The organism is Mucilaginibacter sp. GW821-FHT07H05 (assembly GCF_059418485.1).
Genome location: NZ_JBWKPY010000002.1, coordinates 265,323 through 289,126, shown reverse-complemented (window position 1 = coordinate 289,126; position 23,804 = coordinate 265,323). Strand labels below are relative to the sequence as shown.

The 23,804-nt window shown below is 44.3% G+C and carries 14 protein-coding genes; 11 read left to right on the top strand and 3 right to left on the bottom strand.

Going from position 1 to position 23,804, the window contains the following annotated elements; genetic code table 11:
* Nucleotides 1–30 precede the first annotated feature (30 nt).
* From AC07M6_RS05280 to AC07M6_RS05230, 11 genes are all read left to right on the top strand, one after another.
* Nucleotides 31–1,566, top strand: a complete 1,536-nt coding sequence (locus tag AC07M6_RS05280; RefSeq protein WP_494887879.1) for a glycoside hydrolase — start codon at nt 31–33, stop codon at nt 1,564–1,566.
* Between the two features lie 302 nt (nt 1,567–1,868).
* Complete coding sequence (locus AC07M6_RS05275) at nt 1,869–3,080, top strand: TolC family protein (protein WP_494887878.1); 1,212 nt, start codon at nt 1,869–1,871, stop codon at nt 3,078–3,080.
* A 4-nt stretch (nt 3,081–3,084) separates the two neighbouring features.
* Nucleotides 3,085–4,032 carry an efflux RND transporter periplasmic adaptor subunit gene (locus AC07M6_RS05270; RefSeq protein ID WP_494887877.1) on the top strand — a complete coding sequence of 316 codons (948 nt, stop codon included), beginning with the start codon at nt 3,085–3,087 and terminating at the stop codon, nt 4,030–4,032.
* Complete coding sequence (locus AC07M6_RS05265; RefSeq protein WP_494887876.1) at nt 4,029–7,091, top strand: efflux RND transporter permease subunit; 3,063 nt, start codon at nt 4,029–4,031, stop codon at nt 7,089–7,091. The genes AC07M6_RS05270 and AC07M6_RS05265 overlap by 4 nt, the downstream gene beginning before the upstream one ends.
* A 387-nt stretch (nt 7,092–7,478) precedes the next feature.
* Nucleotides 7,479–8,003 (top strand): RNA polymerase sigma-70 factor, encoded by a 525-nt coding sequence (locus AC07M6_RS05260; RefSeq protein WP_494887875.1) that lies wholly within the window; start codon nt 7,479–7,481, stop codon nt 8,001–8,003.
* Nucleotides 8,004–8,157: 154 nt separating this feature from the next.
* Nucleotides 8,158–9,285 carry a FecR family protein gene (locus AC07M6_RS05255; protein WP_494887874.1) on the top strand — a complete coding sequence of 376 codons (1,128 nt, stop codon included), beginning with the start codon at nt 8,158–8,160 and terminating at the stop codon, nt 9,283–9,285.
* Nucleotides 9,286–9,477: 192 nt separating this feature from the next.
* Nucleotides 9,478–12,807 (top strand): SusC/RagA family TonB-linked outer membrane protein, encoded by a 3,330-nt coding sequence (locus AC07M6_RS05250; RefSeq protein ID WP_494887873.1) that lies wholly within the window; start codon nt 9,478–9,480, stop codon nt 12,805–12,807.
* A gap of 12 nt (nt 12,808–12,819) precedes the next feature.
* A complete protein-coding gene (locus tag AC07M6_RS05245; RefSeq protein ID WP_494887872.1) occupies nt 12,820–14,313 on the top strand; it encodes a RagB/SusD family nutrient uptake outer membrane protein in 1,494 nt (497 codons plus the stop codon).
* A 21-nt stretch (nt 14,314–14,334) separates the two neighbouring features.
* Complete coding sequence (locus AC07M6_RS05240; protein ID WP_494887871.1) at nt 14,335–14,913, top strand: hypothetical protein; 579 nt, start codon at nt 14,335–14,337, stop codon at nt 14,911–14,913.
* Between the two features lie 49 nt (nt 14,914–14,962).
* Complete coding sequence (locus AC07M6_RS05235) at nt 14,963–17,497, top strand: zinc-dependent metalloprotease (RefSeq protein ID WP_494887870.1); 2,535 nt, start codon at nt 14,963–14,965, stop codon at nt 17,495–17,497.
* A 19-nt stretch (nt 17,498–17,516) separates the two neighbouring features.
* On the top strand, nt 17,517–18,272 hold the full coding sequence (locus AC07M6_RS05230; protein WP_494887869.1) for a hypothetical protein: 756 nt from the start codon (nt 17,517–17,519) through the stop codon (nt 18,270–18,272).
* Between the two features lie 673 nt (nt 18,273–18,945).
* On the opposite strand, the gene AC07M6_RS05225 is transcribed toward AC07M6_RS05230, so the two are convergent.
* The 3 genes from AC07M6_RS05225 to AC07M6_RS05215 all read right to left on the bottom strand — a co-directional run bounded on the left by AC07M6_RS05225 (nt 18,946) and on the right by AC07M6_RS05215 (nt 23,775).
* A complete protein-coding gene (locus AC07M6_RS05225; protein ID WP_494887868.1) occupies nt 18,946–19,668 on the bottom strand; it encodes a hypothetical protein in 723 nt (240 codons plus the stop codon).
* Nucleotides 19,669–19,856: 188 nt separating this feature from the next.
* On the bottom strand, nt 19,857–22,625 hold the full coding sequence (locus AC07M6_RS05220) for a TonB-dependent receptor (RefSeq protein WP_494887867.1): 2,769 nt from the start codon (nt 22,623–22,625) through the stop codon (nt 19,857–19,859).
* Nucleotides 22,626–22,788: 163 nt separating this feature from the next.
* Nucleotides 22,789–23,775, bottom strand: a complete 987-nt coding sequence (locus tag AC07M6_RS05215) for a FecR family protein (RefSeq protein WP_494887866.1) — start codon at nt 23,773–23,775, stop codon at nt 22,789–22,791.
* Nucleotides 23,776–23,804 lie beyond the last annotated feature (29 nt).

Here is a 23,804-nt window from a genome sequence, read left to right as displayed (position 1 = left end):
GTGCTGTTTTATCTGTTGATTTAAATAAAAATGATACTAAGCGCTACTATAAAAAAAATACTTGGTGTGGTTATAGCCTTTGGATTAACTATCCATTTTGCAAACGGCCAGGTTAAGGAAGTTACTATCGATATCAATCTCTTAAAAACATATCAAACTATCAGCAACTTTGGCGCCTCTGATGCCTGGTCGTGTCAGTTTGTGGGCAACTGGCCCGATGCTAAACGGGATAAAATTGCCGATCTGCTTTTTAGCCATGGTACTAAAAACGATGGCTCGCCAAAAGGGATAGGTTTATCGTTATGGCGGTTTAACATTGGCGCAGGCAGCACCCAGCAAGCGGGTTTAAGTGGCATTAAAGATGAGTGGCGCCGTGCCGAATCGTTTTTAAACACCGATGGTAGTTACAACTGGCAAAACCAGGCCGGGCAAGTATGGTTTTTAAAGGCCGCCAAAAAACGCGGGGTAAAACAGTTTTTAGGTTTTAATAATAGCCCGCCGGTGCAGTTTACCATTAATGGCAAAGCTTATACCAATGGCGGCAAAGTAAATATCGCAGCTGATAAATATGACGACTTTGCTGCATACCTGGCAAAGGTTGTTAAGGGGGTTGAGCAGGTAAGCAAAGTTAAATTTGATTACATAAGCCCGGTAAATGAACCCCAATGGGATTGGAGTGACGGCGGTCAGGAAGGATGCCCGTATACTAACACCGAGATAGCAGGGTTAATGAGATCCATTAGTAAAACTTTTGTAAATGACCATATCAGTTCAAAAATATTAGTAGGCGAAGCCGGGAGCATCAACTATTTATTTACAGCTGGCGATAAACCGGGAAAAGGAAACCAGATTAATGATTTTTTTAAACCAGGGGCTGCAAATTATATTGGTAACCTGCCGGGCATAAGCAAAACCATAGCGGGGCATAGTTATTTTACCACATCGCCAATGGCAACAGCTATAAAAGCTCGTAAGGCGCTGGCAGATACCGTAGCCACTATTAAGGGCCTTGATCTGTGGCAATCAGAGTATTGCATTTTGGGCGATAACGCAGGCGAAATAAACGGTAACAAACGCGATCTGGGGATCACTTCAGCGCTTTACTTAGCCTCGGTAATTCATACTGATCTAACCGTAGCCAATGTTTCGGCATGGCAATGGTGGACAGCTATTTCGGCCTACGATTACAAAGATGGCCTCATCTACATCGATAGAAATAAAAGCGACGGCAATTTTTACGCCAGCAAAATGCTATGGGCTATGGGTAACTACAGCCGGTTTATCAGTCCTGGCGCTATCAGGGTTGATGCCGGGGCTTTATCCGCAGCCGGGAGCGCGCCTATACTTGTTTCGGCCTTTAAAAAAGGCAGGGATTTAACGGTGGTGATAGTTAACCCCAATCCGGATGATATAACCGTTAGGTTTAATACTGGTGGTGTTAAAGTTCGGTTCACCTCGGCATACACTACATCGCAGACAGATGATCTTAAGGCGGGTAAAGTAACCGGAGATAAAAATCTTATCCCGGCCCGATCCGTCATCACGCTTACAGGGATCATTCAATAAAAGGTGAAAATATCGGGGATGCGATATAATCATGCTTTATACAAAAGCCTTCAGATTTTATCTGAAGGCTTTGCGGTATAATTGGGGCTACTTCACCAGCGGTTTCATAAATCGGCCGAGTCTGAAGGTAGTGGATTGGGGTTTACCCTGGCCCGGCAAATTTGCGAAAACTACAGCCTGGAACTTACTTGCGGCTTTGTAAATAACCTCCACAGGTTTAGTATAAAGTTTTAAGCGCCGTACAATTTTTATACAGAATTAAGTGGTAGCTTAGCTATATGCGATACTTATTTTGCTTCCTTTTGCTCTATTTAATTTATCCCGATGCCCGGGCGCAGCAACGCACGCTTGATGATTACCTGCGTGCAGCCATACAAAACAGCCCGCTTACTAAAGACCTGAACAATCAGCAATTAGCTGCGCAGTTGGATAGTGTGCGTATCCAGGCTGGCTTCCGTCCGCAGGTGAGCGGCATTGCCGGTGGTTTGTATGCCCCGGTGATCCATGGCTTTGGTTATTCAACGGCCATTACCAACGGGCAATCGTTAAACGCGCAGGTAAGCGTTAATAAAACCTTTATTGGTAAAAGCTACCTCAACGCGCAGTTAAATAGCCTGCTGTTCCAGCGCGATTCGTTGCGTAACGCCGTTAAGCTATCCGAACAGGATCTGCGTAAAAGCATCACCAGCCAATATATTGCCGCCTATGGCAGTTTAGAACAACAAAACTTTAACCAGGGAGTAGTAGACCTGCTGGCCAAAGAAGAAGACGTGTTGAAAAAACTTACCCGCGCCAATGTTTATAAACAGGCCGACTACCTTACCTTTTTGGTAACACTTAAGCAGGCGCAGATACAGCTATCGCAAGCTAAACTGCAATACAAAACAGATTTTGCCACACTCAATTACCTGGCCGGTATAACCGATACTACGGTAACAGCCATTGCTAAACCCGAACTGGCCCGCACCATGATGTTTGACCGCCAGAACAGCATCTTTTTCCGCCAGTTTAAAATTGACAGTATGCGCCTGCAAAACAGCCACGCGCTGATAGATTATAGCTATAAGCCTAAATTCAATGTATTTGCCGATGGTGGTTATAACTCGGATCTGACCGAAGAATACTACAAGCACTTTGGCGCCAGCGCGGGCTTTGGTTTAACTATACCCCTGTACGATGGCGGGCAGAAAAAACTGGCCCACAAAAAGCTGCAGCTGGAAGAGGATACCCGCCGCAACTACCTGAATTTTTTTGAACGCCAGTACAATCAGCAGATCAACCAATTGCGGCAGCAAATTGCCGGTTTTGATACCCTGCTGGCCGAAATAAAAGACCAGTTTAAATATTCCGAATCGCTGATAAAGGTTGATACCCAACTGATGCAAACCGGCGACTTACGCATTGCCGACCTGGTGCTGGCCATTAACGGCTACCTGTCGGTAAAAAACCTGCTGACGCAAAATGTGATCAGCCAACTGCAACTCATCAATCAACTTAATTATTGGAACAAATAGCAAAATGAATAGTCCATATAAAAAATATATAACCCGGTTAAGCAATAGCGGTTTTATAGCGGCTATGTTATTGATAAGCGCCTGCGGCAGCAAACCGGTAGCCGAAGAAGAAACCGCAGCCATAACACAAACTCCGGTTACTGTAATCACCATAAGTACCGGTGCCATGGCCGACTCGGTGGTGTTAAGTGCCATCTCTAAATTTCAGCAGAAAAGTTTTGTAAAGGCTAATGCCATTGGTTATATCACACAGGTAAATATTAAACCGGGGCAGTTTGTAAATAAAGGGCAACTGCTATTTTCCATTAAAACCAAAGAGGCGCAAAGCATAGGCAATGCCATAAACGTGTTGGATACCACTTTTAAATTTTCGGGGGTAAACCATATCCGTGCAGCCAGCAGCGGTTATGTTACGCAACTAAACCACCAACTGGGCGATTATGTGCAGGACGGCGAACAGCTGGCCGCCATTAGCGACAGGGGCAGCTTTGCCTTCCTGCTGCAATTACCGTATGAATACACCGGCTTGCTGGCCAGTAACAAAACCATCCAACTCACCCTGCCCGATGGCAGGCAACTGAACGGACAAGTAAGCTCGGTAATGCCTACTGTCGATTCGCTCTCGCAAACCCAGGGTGTGGTTATTAAGGTAGATAGTCCGCAGCCCCTGCCCGAAAACCTGGTGGCTAAGGCGCGATTGATCAGATCGGCAAAAAGCAATGCGGCTACTTTGCCCAAATCGGCTATCCTGGCCGATGAAGCCCAAACCGCGTTTTGGGTAATGAAGCTAATTAACGATACCACGGCCATTAAAATACCTGTAAAAAAAGGCCTGGAATCGGGCAACAGGATAGAAGTACTATCGCCAGCTTTTGCACCTTCCGATCGCATTATTGTTACCGGCAATTATGGATTGGCTGATACGGCTAAAATTAAAATTGTGAAGCCATGAGTCAATTTAATAACTTCTTTGTTTCGCATAAAAAGCCCATCAGTCTGGTTTTATTTATCATACTGCTGGGCGGGGGCTTTGCTTATTCCCGCCTGCAAACTTCGCTGTTTCCCGAAATTACTTTCCCTAAAATAAAGATCATTGCCGATGCCGGCCTGCAACCCGTTAATAAAATGATGGTTACGGTCACCAAGCCCTTGGAGAACGCCGTTAAACAAGTGCCCGATGTGCAATATGTGCGCAGTACCACAAGCCGTGGCAGTTGCGAGATCTCGGCCTTTATGAATTGGGATGCCGATATTGATTTAAGCCAGCAACGCATAGAATCGAGCATTAACGAAATTAAAAGCAGCCTGCCGCCCGAAGCCAACATCACGGTAGAGAAAATGAACCCCTCTATCCTGCCCGTGAGCGGTTATACGCTGGAGAGCCACAACCTGTCGCCCATTGAGTTAAAACAATTGGCTACTTATACCGTGAAGCCCTTCCTGTCGCAGGTTACCGGCATCTCCGAAATCAGGGTGATTGGTGGTAAGAATAAAGAGTACTGGCTGATATTGAACACCGCGAAAATGAGTTCGCTGGGGATAACGCCCGATATGGTGAGCAATACGCTGGCGCAAACCAACTTCATCAAGTCAAATGGCTACCTGTCTGATTATAAAATGCTGTACCTAACCGTGATGGATGTCAGCATAAATGCCCGCGATGAACTATCCGAACTGGTGATCAGCAATAACCGCAAGCGCGTAATACAGCTAAAAGATATTGCCGAAGTGCAAATCAATCCCGGTATCGAATACACCAAAATAAATGCCAACGGGCACGAGGGGGTACTGATTGCTGTGATCAAGCAACCAAACGCCAACCTGATTACCCTGTCGGCGGATATGACAAAAAAAGTGGCCGACCTGCAAAAGGTATTGCCGCAAGGCGTTACCATTAAACCCTATTACGTACAGGCCGATTTTGTAAACGAATCCATCAAAAGTGTAAGCGATAGTTTGTGGATAGGTTTGGCGCTGGCCATTATTGTGGCCATTATCTTCCTGCGCTCGTTTAAAGCGAGTGCGGCTATCCTCATCACCATCCCAATTACGCTGGGCTTTACGCTGATCATCCTATATGTTTTGGGGTATACCTTCAACATCATGACGCTGGGTGCTATTGCCGCCGCCATAGGCTTAATTATTGATGATGCCATTGTGGTGGTAGAGCAGATCCATCGCACGCACGAGGAACATCCGGACGAGCCAACATTGAACCTGCTGCAAAAAGCTATCAGTTACCTGTTCCCGGCTATGGTAGGTTCGTCGGTGAGCACCATTGTGATATTTATACCATTTGTGCTGATGAGCGGGGTTGCAGGGGCCTATTTCCAGGTAATGACCAGTACGATGATCGTTACCCTCACCTGTTCGTTTTTGGTAACCTGGATAGGGTTGCCGGTAGTGTATTTGTTGCTAAGCCGCGATAAAAAGAAAACCCCCAACCAGGCAAAAGAGGAAGAACACCACGTAAAAAAACAGCGATGGGTGTCATTTTTTATCCTGCGCCCGGTAATCAGTATCGTAATGATAATCGCGCTGATAGCGGTAATTATCATCATTCCCGGCAAAATGGAAACAGGTTTCCTGCCGGATATGGACGAGGGTAGTATCGTGCTGGATTACACCTCGCCACCGGGTACCTCGCTTGATGAAACCGACCGTATGCTGCGCGAGATAGAAAAGATCATCATCAAAGATCCCGAAGTAGCCACCTACTCGCGCCGTACGGGTACGCAAATGGGTTTCTTTATAACCGAACCCAATACGGGCGATTACCTGATCCAACTGAAAAAAAGCCACAAGAAAACCAGTGAAGAGGTAATAAGCGACTTGCGTACACAGATCGAATCTACCCAGCCGGCATTACGTATTGACTTTGGGCAGGTTATCGGCGATATGCTGGGCGACCTGATGACATCGACCCAACCTATCGAGATCAAAGTTTTTGGTGACGACCAGGCTAAATTGCAGCAACTATCTAAACAGGTAGCCGGAGTGGTATCCAATGTAAAAGGCACCGCCGATGTGTTTGACGGTATTGTGATAGCCGGCCCATCGGTAACTATGGTACCCGATTATGCTAAACTGGCGCAATACAATATTACCCCTGCCATGCTGCAAACGCAGGTGCAATCGGCAATGGATGGCAACGTAGTAGGGAATGTTTTCGAGAAGGAACAGCTATCGCCCATCCGCATGGTTTATCCGGGTAACCGCAGCCAAAATGTAACCGGGTTAGACAAGCTGAATATATTTTTACCCGACGGCCGCCTGTTACCTATACACCAGTTAGCCAAAGTTGAGTTGCGCGGCGGCGATGCCGAAATTCAGCGCGAAAACCTGCAAGCTATGGGGGTAATTAGCGCCCGTTTAGATAATGTTGACCTGGGCACGGCCATTGCCGAGATACAAAAAAAGATCCGGCAGGATATTCACCTGCCGGCAGGATATCATATTGAATACGGCGGCGCTTACGCCGAGCAGCAACAATCGTTTAAAGAATTACTGACCATTTTGGTCACGGCCAGTCTGCTGGTGTTTTGTGTGATACTATTCCTGTTCCGCCAGTTTCGCATTGCTTTGCTGATACTGGTGATTGCAGTACTGGGCATTGGCGGCAGTTTCCTGGCGCTGTTTTTAACCAATACACCGTTAAACGTAGGCAGCTATACGGGGCTGATTATGATCGTCGGCATCATTGGCGAGAACGCCATCTTTACCTTTTGGCAATTCCGTGAAAGCGCAAGGGAAAGCAGTGTTGACGAAGCCATCATTTACGCTATATCCACCCGCTTACGCCCCAAGCTGATGACGGCTTTAGGCGCTATCATTGCCCTAATGCCATTGGCATTAGGTATCGGCGCGGGGGCACAATTGCACCAGCCCTTAGCTATCGCGGTAATAGGGGGCTTTATTGCAGCCTTGCCGTTGCTCCTGATCGTGTTGCCAAGTATGATGCGGGTATTCTATCGCAACCACTCGTTCGAGCCGGCTAAGATCAAACTATAATTGGCCATCACTCCATACATAAAAAACAGGGCCGCTGCGGTTAAGCAAGCGGCCCTTATTAATTAGGGAAGAAGGAGCGTTTATTTATCAACCTCAATTACATGGAAAGAGCCGGGTATTTGCTCTAATGTAACTGCCTGTTTATGAGGTAGGATGAACGCGACAAATGCCGAACCTTTCAGAAGATCTGGAAAGTATCCAGGGGTTCACGCTATAATTGATGCCAGCGGGGTAACATTCCGGGCATCAATGATAAATCAGCAAATTTACAGCCTTGTAAGCGATAACCTAACGGTAAATTTATATTGCGTTAATTTATCTGTATATTCGTTATTGCAAACGGAGATGGTACCCCTTAACAAACTCACTGACTTTGAATTATCTGACATGTTGAAGGCAGATAGTGAGCTTGTATTCCGTTTACTTTATGAACGCTATTGGGATAAGCTTTACGTTATAGCGAAAAAGCGTTTGGGAGATAACGAAGAAGCTGAAGAAGTTGTTCAGGATGTATTCTGTAACCTGTGGCGCCGCAGGTTAAATCTCAATTTAACCAAAGGATTTGATAATTATTTTGCTGTTGCTGTTAAGTTTGAGGTGATAAACCGCATGGCAAAACATGCTAAAGCAACCGCTTATGAAAAAGAAGCCGCGCTTGCACTATCAGAAATAGATCAAAGTACCATTCAGCAATTAGATTATAATGAGTTATTGCGGCAGTTTGAGCAAACTGTGAATGCCCTGCCCGAAAAATGCAGGATAGTATTTAAACTACAGCACGAAAAAGGTTATACGCAACAACAGATAGCCGACGAGCTCGAAATCTCCACAAAAACAGTCGAAGCCCATCTTTCAAAGGCCCGGAAAACCCTTCGCGGCACTTTTGGTAATTTGTTAGGGCTTATGCTTTAATAAAAGCAGGTAGTTTTTAAGTTTTTTCTGCACTTTTTATTGATTTTGTCAACAAAAATCAACCTTTTTTGACTTTTTATTAAATTATTTATTTCCAGACTAAGGGTTTTGTTCTTTTCGCTTGGCTTTATATTAAACAGCCATCAATATATCGATGAAAAGAACTAACGACTATATGGAAAGCCTGGCCAAAAAATGGCAAACCGGTGAAATTACCGATCAGGAAAAAACAGAATTTGATACCTGGTATAATTCTTTCGACGACACCAACTTTCAGTATTCTTCAGCAGAGTCGTTAACCGATCTGAAAAACAGGCTATACAGTTCAATTCTTCAAAAAGAAAATATTCCGGTACACAACGTTAAATCCCTGTTCCCGTGGAAACGTATGGTTGCCGCCGCCTCGGTTTTGCTGATGCTATCTGTAAGCGGCTGGTTTGCATTGCATAAGCGCACAACACCGGATATTGCAGCTGGTGGCAACCGTGCCATTTTAACCCTGGCCAATGGTAAACAAATCATATTAACCACGGCACAAAACGGCAAACTGGCCGACGAAAATAATGCCTCGGTTAAAAAGACCGCCAGCGGGCAAATCGTATATGTGGTTAACGCCTCGCAAACAGCGGCAAAAAATGCCGGGATAGAATACAATACCATTAATACCCCGCGCGGTGGGCAGTACTGGGTTATTTTGGCCGATGGCACCCGGGTGTTGTTAAATGCGGCGTCATATTTACGTTATCCCACTGCATTTACCGGTGCCGACCGTAAAGTAGAGCTGAAAGGTGAAGCTTATTTTGAGGTAGCTAAAGATAAGGCCCATTCTTTTATCGTATCAACAGATAAGCAAGATGTTGAGGTGTTAGGAACGCACTTTAATATCAACAGCTATACGGATGAGCCTGCCACCAAAACCACTTTATTAGAAGGCAGCGTAAAAGTTACCGACCTGCAAACTAAACAAACCGGCATGCTTATGCCAGGTCAGCAAGCTGTTTTGAGAGACCATCATGTGGTGATTAGCGAGGCTAATACCGAAGAGGCGATGGCCTGGAAGAATGGCTATTTTATATTCGAAAGTGAAAGCATAACATCTATTATGCGCAAGGTATCACGTTGGTACGATGTGGATGTTGTTTTTGATGGCCCCATACCAACAGATAAGTTTGGCGGCTCGGTTAACCGTTTTGCCAATGTATCACAATTGCTCGATAAGCTTGAGTTAACCAATAAAGTTCATTTTAAAATTGAAGGAAGGAGGATCATGGTCAGTAAATAATTACACTACTCACTGTGCATACCTCAAAATAAAAAAGCCAGAAGTGCAGCAACACAACTGGCCCAATGCCTGGGGTTACGCCGATAAAACTTTCGATTACATCAACTCTTAAAACCAGACTAACAAATGTATAAAATTTATACTAAGAAAACTCGTGTGCCTACATGGCACTTATCCAAACTGTTGTTGATTATGCGTTTAACCACTATTATTTTAGTAGCAACCTTAATGCAGGTTACCGCAGCCGGGCTGGCACAAAAAATCACCATCAATAAAAAAGGAGCCACGCTAAAAAGCATTTTCGCCGATTTGCGTAAACAAAGCAATTACGATTTTTTATATACCGACGAGTTACTTCAAAACTCAAAGCCTGTAGATATTAACAAAACCGGCGTCGAACTGAAAATTGTTTTGGATGAAATATTTAAAGATCAGCCTTTAACCTACACCATTACCGATAAAACCGTGGTAATTAAAGAAAAGGGCTTTTTAGAAAAAATAAAAGACAAACTGTTTGCCGACCCGGAGTTTTTTACCGTCACCGGCCGCATAACCACCGCAGAAGGTGAACCCCTAAACGGTGCGGTGATAGTGATAAAGCGCACTAAGTTTGGCACTACAACCGATGCAAACGGGTTTTTCATGATCAGGGATGCGAAAGCTAACGATACGATTACCTGTAGTTTTATAGGTTATAAATCGCAGATGGTGCCTGTGGTATTAAAAAAAGCGTTCTATGACATAAAGCTGCAGGAAACCACCAATAGCTTAGATGAGGTAGTTGTACAGGCTTACGGCCAAACCACTCAGCGTACCACAACCGGTAATATTGGTAAAATTACGGCTAAGGATATTGCCATACAGCCTGTAATGGATATTTCCCTTGCCCTGGAAGGTAAAATACCGGGCGTAATTGTAACGCCACAAACAGGTTATGAAGGCGGCCCCATGAAAGTTGAAATAAGGGGCCGAGGTTCTGTTGGCGCCAATTTTACGTCAGATCCGTTGTATATTATAGATGGTGTACCCTTAACCGTGCTTGATATCGGTGGAACCTTAGCCACCGCTTATAGCAGCAGTGCGTTATCGCGCGGGATGAGCCAGGCAGGCATCACATCGCTATCCGGAGGGCAAAACATTTTGTTTAACCTTAATCCGAGCGATATCGAGTCGATAGAGTTTTTAAAAGATGCCGATGCAACCGCTATTTACGGTAGCCGTGGCGCCAATGGCGTAATGCTGATCACAACCAAAAAAGGGAAAGCCGGCCAGGCCCGGTTAGAGGCAACGGCATCGCAAGGCCTGCGTTTTGTTACCAGCCATTGGGATATGCTGAACACACAACAATACTTAGATGCACGCCGTGAGGCTTTCAGGAATGACGGTATTACGCCAACCGCCGCTGCCGCGCCAGACCTGCTTACCTGGAGCCCGACAGATTATACCGACTGGCAAAAGGTTGCTTACGGTGGCATGGGTAAGTGGACCAATGCTCAAACCAGTTACTCGGGCGGTACCGGCCAAACCACTTTTCGTATAGCGGGCGGTTTTAACCGGACTACCGATATTACTACGGTTAGCGGCGCCAACCAAAAAGCTTCGGCTTCGTTCAATTTAACAAACCATAGCACTAATAAACGCTTAACAACTTCGCTAACGGCAAATTATGCGCATAGTTTGTTAAACGAGATAGGTATCAATGGCGTTGCTCAATTGGCCCCTAATGCCCCTGCCGCTTTTGATGCTAACGGTAACCTTAATTACGCGGGCTGGGGCTCGCAACGTGGTAGCTTCCCGTTTGGCCCCTTGTTAAGGCCGTACAGCAGTAAAAACAATTCCTTAAACACTAATCTCGCGGTCAACTATAATATAACAAAAGCTTTGGTTGGCAGGGTGAGCCTGGGTTATACCAATGCCCTTACAGACGAAGCTTATCTTACTCCCTTAGCGTCCTTAGATCCCAATCCTATTGCACCTGCGGTAAAGGGCACCGGTTCGGCCAGATTCGGCACTACTAAAAACAGCAACTGGATAGTGGAACCCCAGTTAGAGTATAATAATTTGATAGGCAAAGGAACATTTAATGTATTGCTGGGCGGTACATTGCAATCAACAACAACATCAAGTATGGCGGTAGGCGGTAGCGGTTACACAAATGATGCGCTTTTAAATACCATCAGTGCCGCCGTGCCTGCTACAATAACATCATCTGATGGATACGGCCAATACAAATATACAGGTGTATTTGCGCGTATAGGTTACAACTGGGAAAACAGGTACATTATTAACCTGAGCGGCCGGCGCGATGGAAGCAGTCGTTTTGGGCCGGGCAAACAGTTTGGTAATTTTGGCGCTATCGGGGCAGCCTGGATAGTGAGCGATGAAAAATGGCTGAAGGATGCGCTGCCAAAGGTTATCAGTTTTATCAAATTTCGCGGCAGCTATGGTTTAACCGGCAGTGATGCTGTTGGCGATTATAAGTACCTGGCCCAATATGCGGTTGGTAATGTTATAACCTATAACGGCGTGCCAACACTCACGCCAAGTTTAATGCCTAATACCGATTACCAGTGGCAGGTAAACAAAAAGCTTGAAGGCGCTTTTAACATCAGCTTTTTTAACGACAAGATAAACCTGGAAGCCGTTTATTACGATAACCGCTGTAACAACCAACTATTAAGTTTCCCGATATCCGAAATTACCGGTTTTACAAGCGTTATAGCCAACTCGCCCGCCAATGTGCAAAACAGCGGTTATGAGTTTACCCTGAATGCAAACCTTATCGAAAAAAAAGACATCACCTGGCGTACCATCTTCAACATAGGGTTTAACCATAACAAACTGCTTAGTTACCCCAACTTAGATCAGTCTCCGTTTAGAAAATTATATGTTATTGGCCAGTCGTTAGATAATGTGTACGTGTATAACTATACCGGTGTTGACCCATTAACCGGGCAGTACACATTTGAAGACCACAACCATGACGGTAAAATAACCGCCAACGAAAGCGTTGCGCCGGGTACCCAAAACGACGACCGCTATGTAGCCATAAACAGGGCGCCTAAATACGCCGGCGGTATGAGCAGTTTAATACGCTACAAAGGGATTACGCTAAATGTAAACTTTAGTTTCCGTAAACAAATGGGCAGCAATGGGCTAACCTACCAGGGCGATATGCGCAATTTATCTTTGTATCAGTATCTCAACAGGTGGCAATATCCCGGCCAGGTTGCGCTTGCAGCCCGGTTAACCAATAATCCGGCAACGTCTGACAATAGCATCGGCAGCTCAAATTTAGGGTGGACCGACGCGAGCTACATCCGTTTGCAAACGCTGGCGCTTTCCTATTCGTTCCCGGCTAAGCTTATTCATAAAATTGGCTTAAGCAACCTGGCCATCACTTTTAGCGGCCAAAATATTTTTGTGCTTACCAAATACAAAGGGCTCGATCCGGAGGTTCAAACCTTCCCGAGCATGCCACCGGTGCGTACAGTTACTTCAGGGCTAAGTTGTTCATTTTAAAAATCATATCAAATGACAAAGAAAATTAATCATCAAAATAAGGTCTTCGCAATCATCGCTGCCCTGTGCGCCGTGTTTGCTTTTGGCTGTAAAAAACTGGTAGAGATAGATCTGCCACATAACACCATCACTTCAACCGCTGTTTTCTCAACCGATGGTAATGCAAATTCGGTGCTTTCGGGTTTATATGTCTCGCTTTCTACATCGTTAACCCTATATGCAGGGATGTCGTCTGATGAGTTGGTGCCTTACGCTGGAGTGGCTAATCAACAGGACTATCAGTTTTATACCAATACTTTGCAAGCCAGGAATACCCTTGTTGAAGCACAGATATGGGGGCCGCAATACAAAACCATTTATAATGCAAACTCAATAGTGCAAGGTGTTGCCGGATCAACCTCGGGGGCGCTTACTGATAGTGTACGCCGCCAACTTGTGGGCGAGGCTAAGTTTATAAGGGCTTTTTCTTATTTCTATCTTACCAATTTTTTTGGAGATGTGCCGCTGGTGCTCGATATCGATTTTCATACAACAGCTTTACTGCCCCGCGCTCCCCAAAGTAAAATATACGATCAAATTGTGCAGGACCTGCTTGATGCGCAAAGTACATTACCTGCCGATTATAACGTAGCTGCTTTAGGCGAACGTATACGCGCCAATAAATGGACGGCGACCGCATTACTTGCACGCGTTTACTTGTATCAAAAAAAATGGAAAGATGCCGAAACACAAGCAAGTGCCATTATAAACAACACTACCCTTTACGGGTTGGTAACGCCTTTAAATAACGTATTTTTAAAAAACAGTAAGGAAGCCATCTGGCAGTTTAAACCAAGCACCGCTGCCAACCCACCTTATGGTATCGATTCGCGATACTTTTTGCCAACCCTGTTGTGGCAGTCTTTAAGTGCTGCGGATATGGCTACATTTCTTCAGCCGGCTTTCTACCCTATATATGGCTCATTCTTTACTCCGCCTTATAACCTTAGCCCTCAAATGGCGGGTGCGTTTGAAACTGGCGATCAGCGTAAAGCCGTGTGGACAGGCAATACGCCAAGCCCTGCGGCTGCACCATATAACGGCGTTGTAACTTATTACCCTTTTAAATACACCCAGGCACAGGCGTTAAACGCTGTGTTAACACAATACAATATGGTGTTAAGGGTGGCCGAGCAATATCTTATCCGTGCCGAAGCGCGTGCGCAGCAAAATAACCTTGGCGATGCGGCAAATGATATTAATATTATACGCAGCCGTGCAGGTTTAGGTGCCACGCCTGCTACCAGCCAAACCGACCTGCTTGCAGCTGTAGCGCAGGAACGCCGCGTTGAGCTTTTTTCTGAATGGGGACATCGCTTCTTCGATTTGAAACGCACGGGCAAAGCAAGCGCGGCACTTGGCGCAATAGCCGCAAAGCAACCTTTTAGCGATTTCCAATTGCTGTACCCGATACCGCCATTAGAGCTTACCAACGACCCTAACATGGTGCAAAATCCAGGATATTAATTACCCCTAACCAAAACAGAAATGAATACCTATAATAGTTCCAGTTTTTTTAAAATTATTGCTGTACTGCTCATTGCCATAACCCTGTATGGGTGTGGCGGTGGCGGCGCTGCTCCGGCCCGTAAAAAAATGCCCGAATTTAACTCGTTAGATGGCATTGAAGGTGGCGGTTTCAGCAGCAGCAACAGCCAGCCGCAACAGGGCAGCTTTGCCTTTGCACCAACCAATGTTGATATGGTATTTGAGGGTAGCCAGCGTGGGTTTGTTTCCATCCCCTTGCCTGATGCCGGTACCGATTCGGCGGCTATCAGCCTTATCAATACCATGAAGCCTTTTGCTATGCCCATGCTTGCAGCCTGGGCGCAGCAACAACGCAACGGGGTAGTGATTGACCTGAGCCGGCATAACGGCGTAAACACGCATCGCACAGATTATGTAATGCAAAAAGGTAATGATTATTCCATCCCAATAGTTATTATTTGGGATGCGGCATCTTCTTACCGGGTATCGCTTATTAAATCTATGGTTGACGATGTGCCTTATCTTAAACTAAACAAAACCGCCGGCGATGACCCAATAAGGTTTGCATCCGGAAGGTAGTACAGCCGTTTATTAATTATTACACTATTTAAAACATCAGAAACTAAAAATGCAATTTAATCAATATATAAAAGCCTGCTCCCTTGCACTAACACTCGCGCTGCTAAGCCTGGGTGCCAAAAGCCAGAAGATCCCCAAATTGCCCGCTAAGCTCCCTATAGTTATCGATACTGCTAAGAAAGATTCTGTAAAAAAGGATTCGGTAAGCAAGATCATCCCGCGCAGTAAGATCAAATCTTATGCGTCGGTAATTACAAAGGCCTTTAAATCGCAAATGGGCCTTTTTGGCGTACATCAATCCAAAGACATCGTTTATTTTGAGATCCCCGATTCTATCCTTACCCGGGATATTATGCTGATTAACCGGCTTAGTAAGGTAGGTGCCGGTATGGGGATGTATCCCGGCGAAGTACTGGACCAGAAGACCATTGCTTTTGAAAAAGGGCTCGATTCAACCATCCGCATCCGGTTTAACCTGGTAGTTAACGAAGCCGATAGCAGCAGCAATATTTATAAAGCGGTTGTAAATGCCAGCCTTAACCCGGTAGTGGTTTCGTTCCCTATCGTAGCTTACGGTAAAGGAGGTAAAAGCTACGTAATAGATGCTACCAAGTTTTTAAAAGACAAAGGCATAGTTAACGGCATAGATGCAAGTACCGCCTTAGCTAAAAACGCCAACATCCTTGTAATGAAGGATTACAATATCGAGTCTGTCCATGTGTATCCTATTAATGTTGAGGTTAGTATCAGTAAGAACATGGACCCTAAAGGCGGTGTGCCAAATGCAAATCCATCAACTATCGAAACGCATACATCGTTTATTGTTTTGCCCAGAGTGCCTTTACAACGCCGCTATTCCGACCCGCGTGTAGGCTACTTTGCCGATTATTACAATGCTTTTGCCGATGATCAGCAAAAATCGGAACAGCGCAAATTCATATTGCGCTGGAGACTTGAGCCTAAAGACGCCGATATTGAAAAATGGAAACGGGGCGAACTGGTTGAGCCTAAAAAACCAATTGTTATTTATGTTGACCCCGCCGCTCCGAAACAATGGAGGCCGTACCTGATAGCCGGTATTAACGACTGGCAAAAAGCTTTTGAGCAGGCAGGTTTTAAAAACGCCATTATTGGTAAGGAATGGCCGGAGAATGATACCACCATGCATGTAGATGATGCCCGGTATTCGATGATCAATTATTTTCCATCGGATGTTGAAAACGCCTACGGACCTAATATACACGATCCAAGGAGCGGCGAGATCATACAAACGCATATTGGCTGGTACCATAATGTGATGTCGTTACTGCACGATTGGTATTTGATACAGGCAGCAGCTACCGACCCCGAAGCACGCAAAGCCAAATTCGACGACAAATTAATGGGGCAGTTGATCCGGTTCGTATCAAGTCACGAAGTTGGGCATACTCTGGGTTTACGTCACAATTTTGGCAGCAGCAGCCAAACGCCGGTTGATAGCTTGCGCAGCAAGCATTATTTAGATGTGCACGGCCATACTGCCAGCATTATGGATTATGCCCGCTTTAACTATGTTGCCCAGCCCGAAGATCATATCCCGCAACAAGATCTGTTCCCGCGTATTGGTGAGTACGATAAATGGGCCATTGAATGGGGATATAAAAGATCAGGAGCCGCAAATGCAGATGAGGACAAAAAGCTGGTTAAGCAGTGGATAGTTGACAGAACGTCAAAAAATACAAGGTTATGGTTTGGCGATGGCGAGACACAACACTTTGACCCCCGTAATCAAACCGAAGACCTGGGCGATAACGCGATGAAAGCAAGTACCTACGGGATAAAGAACTTACAACGTGTTATGGCCAACCTGCCCGCCTGGACACACGAAGACGGCGGCATAAATGAAAGCCTGACCAGCGCCTACAAAGCCCTTGCCCAGCAATATTTCAGGTATATGGGCCATGTGCTTAAAAATGTAGGTGGTGTGTACTATACTATTAAAAGTGAAGAACAACCTGGTCCGGTTTATGCGGAAACGCCCAAATCTATGCAAGTACAGGCCCTCGCTTTTTTTAACAGGCAATTGTTTGATACCCCCTATTGGTTACTGAACAAAAGCGTGCTCGATAAGGTAAATAACCCCGGTGAGCCTATTATGGCTGAAGCAAAAGGGAAAGACCTGTCGAATTTTGTTGAAGATACCCAGGTAAAGGTTTTGAATAGCTTGCTGGATATTACCCTCATTAACAAGCTGATAGAAACACGTAACCAGTTTGGCCCCGGGGCCTTTGGCGCCGATGAATTTATTGCAACTATTCACAGGGGTATCTGGAAAGAGTTAAAAGCTAAAGGGGCGATAAAGGTTGATGGTTACCGCCGCAATCTGCAAAAATCATATCTGGGGGCTATTTTGGATATGATGACTTCTAAGGACGCACCTAACAACGAAACTGATGCATCGTCGCTCATTAAGGCTGATTTGGCTTTATTGCAAGGTGAAATAAAGCAAGCCATGCCACACGTGCAGGATGCGATGACCTTATATCATTTAAAAGACCTGCAAAGCCGTATTAAAAACGCCATGAATCCTAAACAGGATATATAAATTAAAAACGACATTAAAAATGAAAACAAAACTCACATATGCAATTGCAATATTGCTGCTGGTAAGCGGTTTTATTTCCTGCAAAAAAAACACCGATACGCCCATTGTTTCTTCGTCCTTCACTATTGTGAATACGATTTCGGGGGCCGGGGCGTTGGTGGTTAATTTTGATAATACCTCCCCCTTACAGTATTACAAGGCGGCAATAGTTACACCTATACCGGCTTATTCAAACGCTTCGCCGTTTATGGAGTTTCCGAGTCATATCGGTAGCTTTCCGTTAGGCGTTTCGCTTACTACCGATACCCTGCATACCATTTATAAGGGTACGGTGAAATTGGAGGCCGGCAGTATTCGCTCGTTGTTTTTAACGGGTACGTTAACAGATGTCGATACCGTTTTTACGAACGATAAAGTGCCGGCTTTTGCCCCGGCCGATAGCTTAGTAGGTATACGATTTGTAAATGCGTCGAAAGGAAGTCCGGCCCTTACTGTAAATATCAAAAATCAGACCACCAACCTGGTTAACGACCTGGCCTATAAGGGAGCATCAAATTATTTTAGCTTTTCGGCAAAGAAAACCAACCCGGCAACCGCGAGCTACATTTTTGAGATACACGACCCTGCGGCAGCCAACAAACTGATTACGAGTTATACTTTAACCACAGCCTTAATGCTAACGCGGCTGGGCAAAAGCTATACGATAGCCCTGCGCGGCCTGCCATCAGGCACTGGGGTTAACGCGCAAGCAGCTGTGCTGGTCAATAATTATTAACAAATAGATAGCGGTCGCGCCCGGCAACGGAGCGACCGCTTTTAGCTAAAAGTGGCAAAGCCGGTCGCTTTAAACTACCGGTTGAAATATAGGGACGAAACACCAAATGGATATTTAAACATCTATCAACAAAAGAAATTGAATTTGTGGTGTATGATCCGGACAACATACTTGCCTGACAATATCCGGCTAATAACACGGCCTAAAAAAATATTTTTTTTAATAGCATATAATGAATGTAACCGTTATCGAAGTCGCTTTTGTAATCATAATTTTCATACTGGTCATCATCATTATAAAAACATTGAAAGACCTGTTGAGAGGTGATAATTAGTTATTCCTATAGTTGTCTTTACGCGTCCATTTAGACTAAATTCGGTGATCAACGAGCCGTTAATAAACGTTATACCATTCAGTTCATCATCAACACCTTCCGTAAGGAGTGTGGTCAAGGTCACTTTTATATGTACAAAATGGTGAGGGTTATGACAACGAATTAGTAGAAAAGAGAGGAGAAGGTATTGCCAACGCTATGAGTAGTTAACAATTAGTTGGGAGAGGAAAAAACAGATAATAAATATAGCCATCCGTTTAGATAGCTATATTTAGTGATAATGTGTTCTTGATCCTATTCGTCACCATTAACAAAGGTGTCGGTAGAATACTATAATGATTATTTCGTTTTCTTGAGTATTATGGTATGAGCTGTAATATTTAATGAGGGCCCCCCGCCGTTAAGCTTAGCCACAATTTTTCGGGTTCCGCCTACCTTTTTTAATAATTGTTGATTCTGAGAGCCTAAATCAAATTCCGATTCTACATTACCTGCTGTAACAATCAGGTTTGCAGTAACCCTTGAATCGGGTGGCAAAATAACTTCCACAACTCTCCCGAATGACTCGATGGTACTTTGCTTGAACTGAGACAAAGACGAATATTCGACGGAGACATCTGAAGCCATACTTGATGCCTGTACCGGCCCTGCTATATCCTTTAGGATTATCCTTGAAACCCATGACTTGGCTACTACGGAACCACTAATATTTAAAATCCTAATTAGCTTAGGAGCACGAAATTCTTCTTGAAAGGATAAAGAACATTTTTTGGGCACTCTAATCACATAAGAGGCTGCTGACTCAATATCCAAAACTTTTCCTGAAACCTTTACGTTTACGCCAGTAGCGCTCTCTCCAAGAAGTTTTTTGTCGGACTCAACAAAGTTCGATGCAGTAATAGTTACACTATCTTCATTAGTACCTATAATTTCAACATCACTATTGTTAAGTGAAATATTTATTTGACGAGTACTTGAAGACTTGAACGGAACGGTATGGACCTGGGCCGTTGCTCCTATGGAGAGAGAAAGAGGAATTAGAAATGACATAAAGTTTTTCATAATGTATGATTAAGTGAATTTAATTTAAAGACGTAAGTTTTTTTAATGCGTTAATGAAACTTGCCGAACGGATATTTGCTTTGTTCAAGTTTGCCAGGTATTGCTGTGTATTTGCACAAAAGGTACACGCAATGCCTGCCCATATCATAATGATGATGGTTTTCATGTTAAAGTGTTTAATGTTTGAGTTAATTACCGGGCGGCGTTGGTGGTGCTATAGTTGAAGTATCATCGTTTTTAACCGATTTTTTGTTCTTTTTTACAGAAGCATCCCGCAGTTTTCCAAAAGTGTAGTTTAAATAAATGTTGAACCTGCGATATACAATATCCTGCTGTATAACCTGGTTATAATGCGGATCTGAATAATTGATTTTGTAATTAAGATATCTTAAATAAGGGTTACTTACCGTGCCGCGGATGCTCAGCTTTTTATTGAATACGCTTTTAGCCAGGCTAAAGGAAGTATAATAATATGGACTAAAGGTTGATTGCAAGGCTATTCCCGTTTGACTATAATACTGAAACTCAAAGCCCGTACGCCAGTTATGATCCATTTTGTAACTTAAGTTAATGTTAGTGTTAACAAACATGGCGTTTTTCACATAGTTTAGCCCGTCAATCATTCCGGTCAGATGTGCCCGACTGATCTCCGCATAAGTATCCAGATTTAGGCGCTGGCTTAGCGGATAATTAGTGCTTATATAGCCCGAGAGCTTGGCGTTTTTTCCCAAATTGCTGTAGGTGTTATTAGTTACGCCGTCTGCTCCTAACAGACTTATAAATTGTATAGAGTTGTTGGAAAAAGTATAGCTTAAGCCGGCATTAAAAGAACCATTGCTATACGTACTGTAATTGAAACTAAAAGTATGGTTTAACTCTGGCCGCAGATTGGGGTTGCCATAGCTAATGGACAATGGATTTTGCCGGTCGATATAAGGGTTTAGCTGCCTAATGCCCGGCCTGCTGATCCGTTCGGTGTACCCCCAATTAATACTTGTTGATTTGGAAAGCTTTTTTTGAACGGCAATGGCTGGTACTACCCGGTTATAATCGGGAATATTGACGATACCAACTGATGAGAAGTCGGCCTTCATCGAAGTCATCTCCCATCTTGCTCCTGCCTTAATCGTCCAGGAATCCAGCTTAAATTGGTAGGAATTATAAGCTGCATAAATATCCTGATCGTAATTAAACCCGTTTGCTGAACTGTTGCCTGTATTAAACAAGGTGGTTACATAATCGCTAAAATTATTCCGGAAAATACTTTTGATACCTGCCTCTATATCCACATACTTTAAAGGATGGGTATAGTCCAGTTGCAAGGTGTGTTCTTTAGTGCCTGATGTATTTCCCTGGTTATAATCGTTAATACTGGAATTAACCTGCTGAGATGCAGTAAACAGGTTAAACTGGTTGTAGTCGTTATCGCTATAGCGATAGGAAAACGAGAGCAGTTGCGTTTTCTTTCTCTTAAAACCCATTTGGTAATCCAAACCAAGGTCATACCCATGTTGGGTGTTACGGCCGTCCTCGTCTGATTGATAACTGCTGTTCGTGTTGTCTGTCTTGCGGGTAAAACTGCTGCCCAGGCGGTGGTTGAGACCATTAGCGTAGTTAATAATTGCCGAAATCAGGTTCAGGCTGTCAATCTCATAACTATACTGGGAATAAACAACACTTTGATGATTAATGGTATGGGCCGTACCCTCCTGGTTAATGGTGGAATTAACCGGGCTAATGTTTTGCCGGGAGATAGAAAAAGGCGTTTGTGGGGTATTGTTGATGTTATAGCCCCCTGATACAGCCATGGCGAATTTGCCGCTTTTAAACGTGAAATTAGCATAGTTGCGCGGCCCGTTGGGGAACTTATACTGAAAGCCCAGATTGCCGGTATAACCGTCCAGTTTTTTCTTTACGGTAATTACGTTGATAATGCCGGCTAATCCCTCGCTATCATATTTCGCGGGCGGGATAGTGATCACTTCAATACTGGCTATACTGCTTGCCGGCATCACCCTAAAAATATCCGCAGGGTTATTTGCTACTAAAGATGATGTACGGCCATCTATTAGCACCTTAAAGCTCGAACTACCTTTTAGTTTGATATCGCCGTCGGCATTAACCGATACCAATGGGACTTTACCCAGCATATCCAGGACGGTGCTGGTTTTATTATCCGGATTGCCCTGCACATTGTAAACCAGTCTATCCACTTCCTGCTTAACCAGTGGTGATTTGTCAGCAATAACCACCTCTTTTAGTAGCTTCGGATCGGGTTCCAGATAAATTTTCGGCAGGGTAACTTCACCGCCATCTGCAACCGGGGCCCGGTATACATGATAGCCCATCAATGCTATCCTGATGATATGCGGTGAGTTATCCTGAGTGCTGATCGCGAAACGACCGGCAGAATCGGTAAAGGCTTGCCCTACCAATTGCAAATCAATGCTACGTAATAGCTCTACGCGGGCATCACGTAGTGGTTGCTGATTATCCATCGCCAATACTCTGCCGCTGATCCCAATTTTTGCGTTTGGTAATTGCCCGTTAGTTTCTATCAGGATATTCTGATCTATCTGCCTAAAGCTAAAGCCCGTATTATGCAGCAACTCAAAAAGCGTCCGTTCAATGGTACGCCTCTCTGGCGCCAGGTTTAGTTTAGCTAACTTATCTACCTCTGCCTTACGATAAAAAAAGCGCAGGGTGGTTTGCTGTTCAATCTGTTTAAGCGCGTCCGTTAGCTCTTGTTGTTTTAGTCTTACGGTCACCTTTTCAACGGTCATATCCTGGCCATGTGTCGGTACTGCCAACAGTAACTGTAGCGTGGCGATAAGCAAGGCAGTAATAAGGAAGCTGACGCGCATAAATTGTATAAAGTTTAATCTGTATTGTTGTGATTTATTAAAAGGGTGGGCATAATGCATCCCCTCGTCCTGCTTTATTGCAGAAATTTCCATACTTTTAAATGTTTTAAGTGATTACCAAATGATTTAAAACTCCGGTTTTCCGGAAACCTGTAAGCCGATTGCCGTCGGCTTGCAGGTTCTATTCTTGCTGTTTATGCTACCTTGAGTACAAATCAGCCTTTGCTTGCTATTCTATTTGCCGTCCATTTTGTTATTAATTACATCCGTTCCCATCGATCATAATGCTGCCATCCTTTTTTGTTTGATAGGTCGCATTGTTAAAAGCACAGACCACTTTTAATATTTTATCCAGTTTGTCGCCATTTAGGGCTGTGCCCGTAAACCGGCAATCTTTTATCTTATCATTACTAAAGTTTATTTTGATATGGAAACGCTGTTGCAACTGTAAGGCTGCTTCGGCAAAGGTGATGTCCTCAAAATGCAGCTCGTTTTTCTGCCACGCAATAGCCTGTTTGGCATCTACTTCAGTTTGAGTAGCCTTACTATTCAATAAATTAAAGCTGATCTGCTGGTTAGGCGTAATAATACCTAACTGCTTAATGCCGTTAGCAACACTTACTTTCCCTCGTGTTACCGTTACTACTATGGTATGGCTGTTCTTATCCTCTTTAATATTAAAGGCCGTACCCAAAACAGTAGTAACTACTTTTCCTGTGTGGATAATAAATGGCTTACTTACATCATGCTGAATATCGAAATAAGCCTCACCGGAAAGATAAACCTCTCTTATTTTACCATTAAATTGTTGGGGGTATTTTAGTTGAGAGCTGGCGTTAATCCAAACTTTACTTCCATCGGCTAAGGTGATTTGCTTTTGTTGATTTAAGGAAACCGTTAACGCGGTTAACTGTACCGGACGCAGGCGACTTTGCAAGGCAGGCCATTCCAGGTACAGCGTAAAACAAATAGCTAATACTGCTGCGACGGCAGCAATGCGCCGCCATAAATGCTTGCGCTGCGGCATGGCAACTATTTTCGGTTCATTAGTTTTGATGCTATCTTGTACCTGGCCGAATACATCTGCCAGCCATTGATCTTTCCGGCTTTGATTAAAATGCTGCCATTCTGAATGGGGATTATTGTTCTCCTGCAACCAGTTTTCTACCAATTCATTTTCTTCCTGCGAAGTTTCGCCTTTCAGGTAACGATCCAATAAGGCTTCTATAATATTTCGGTCCATCTTTATAGAAATTTAACAGTAGTCGTATG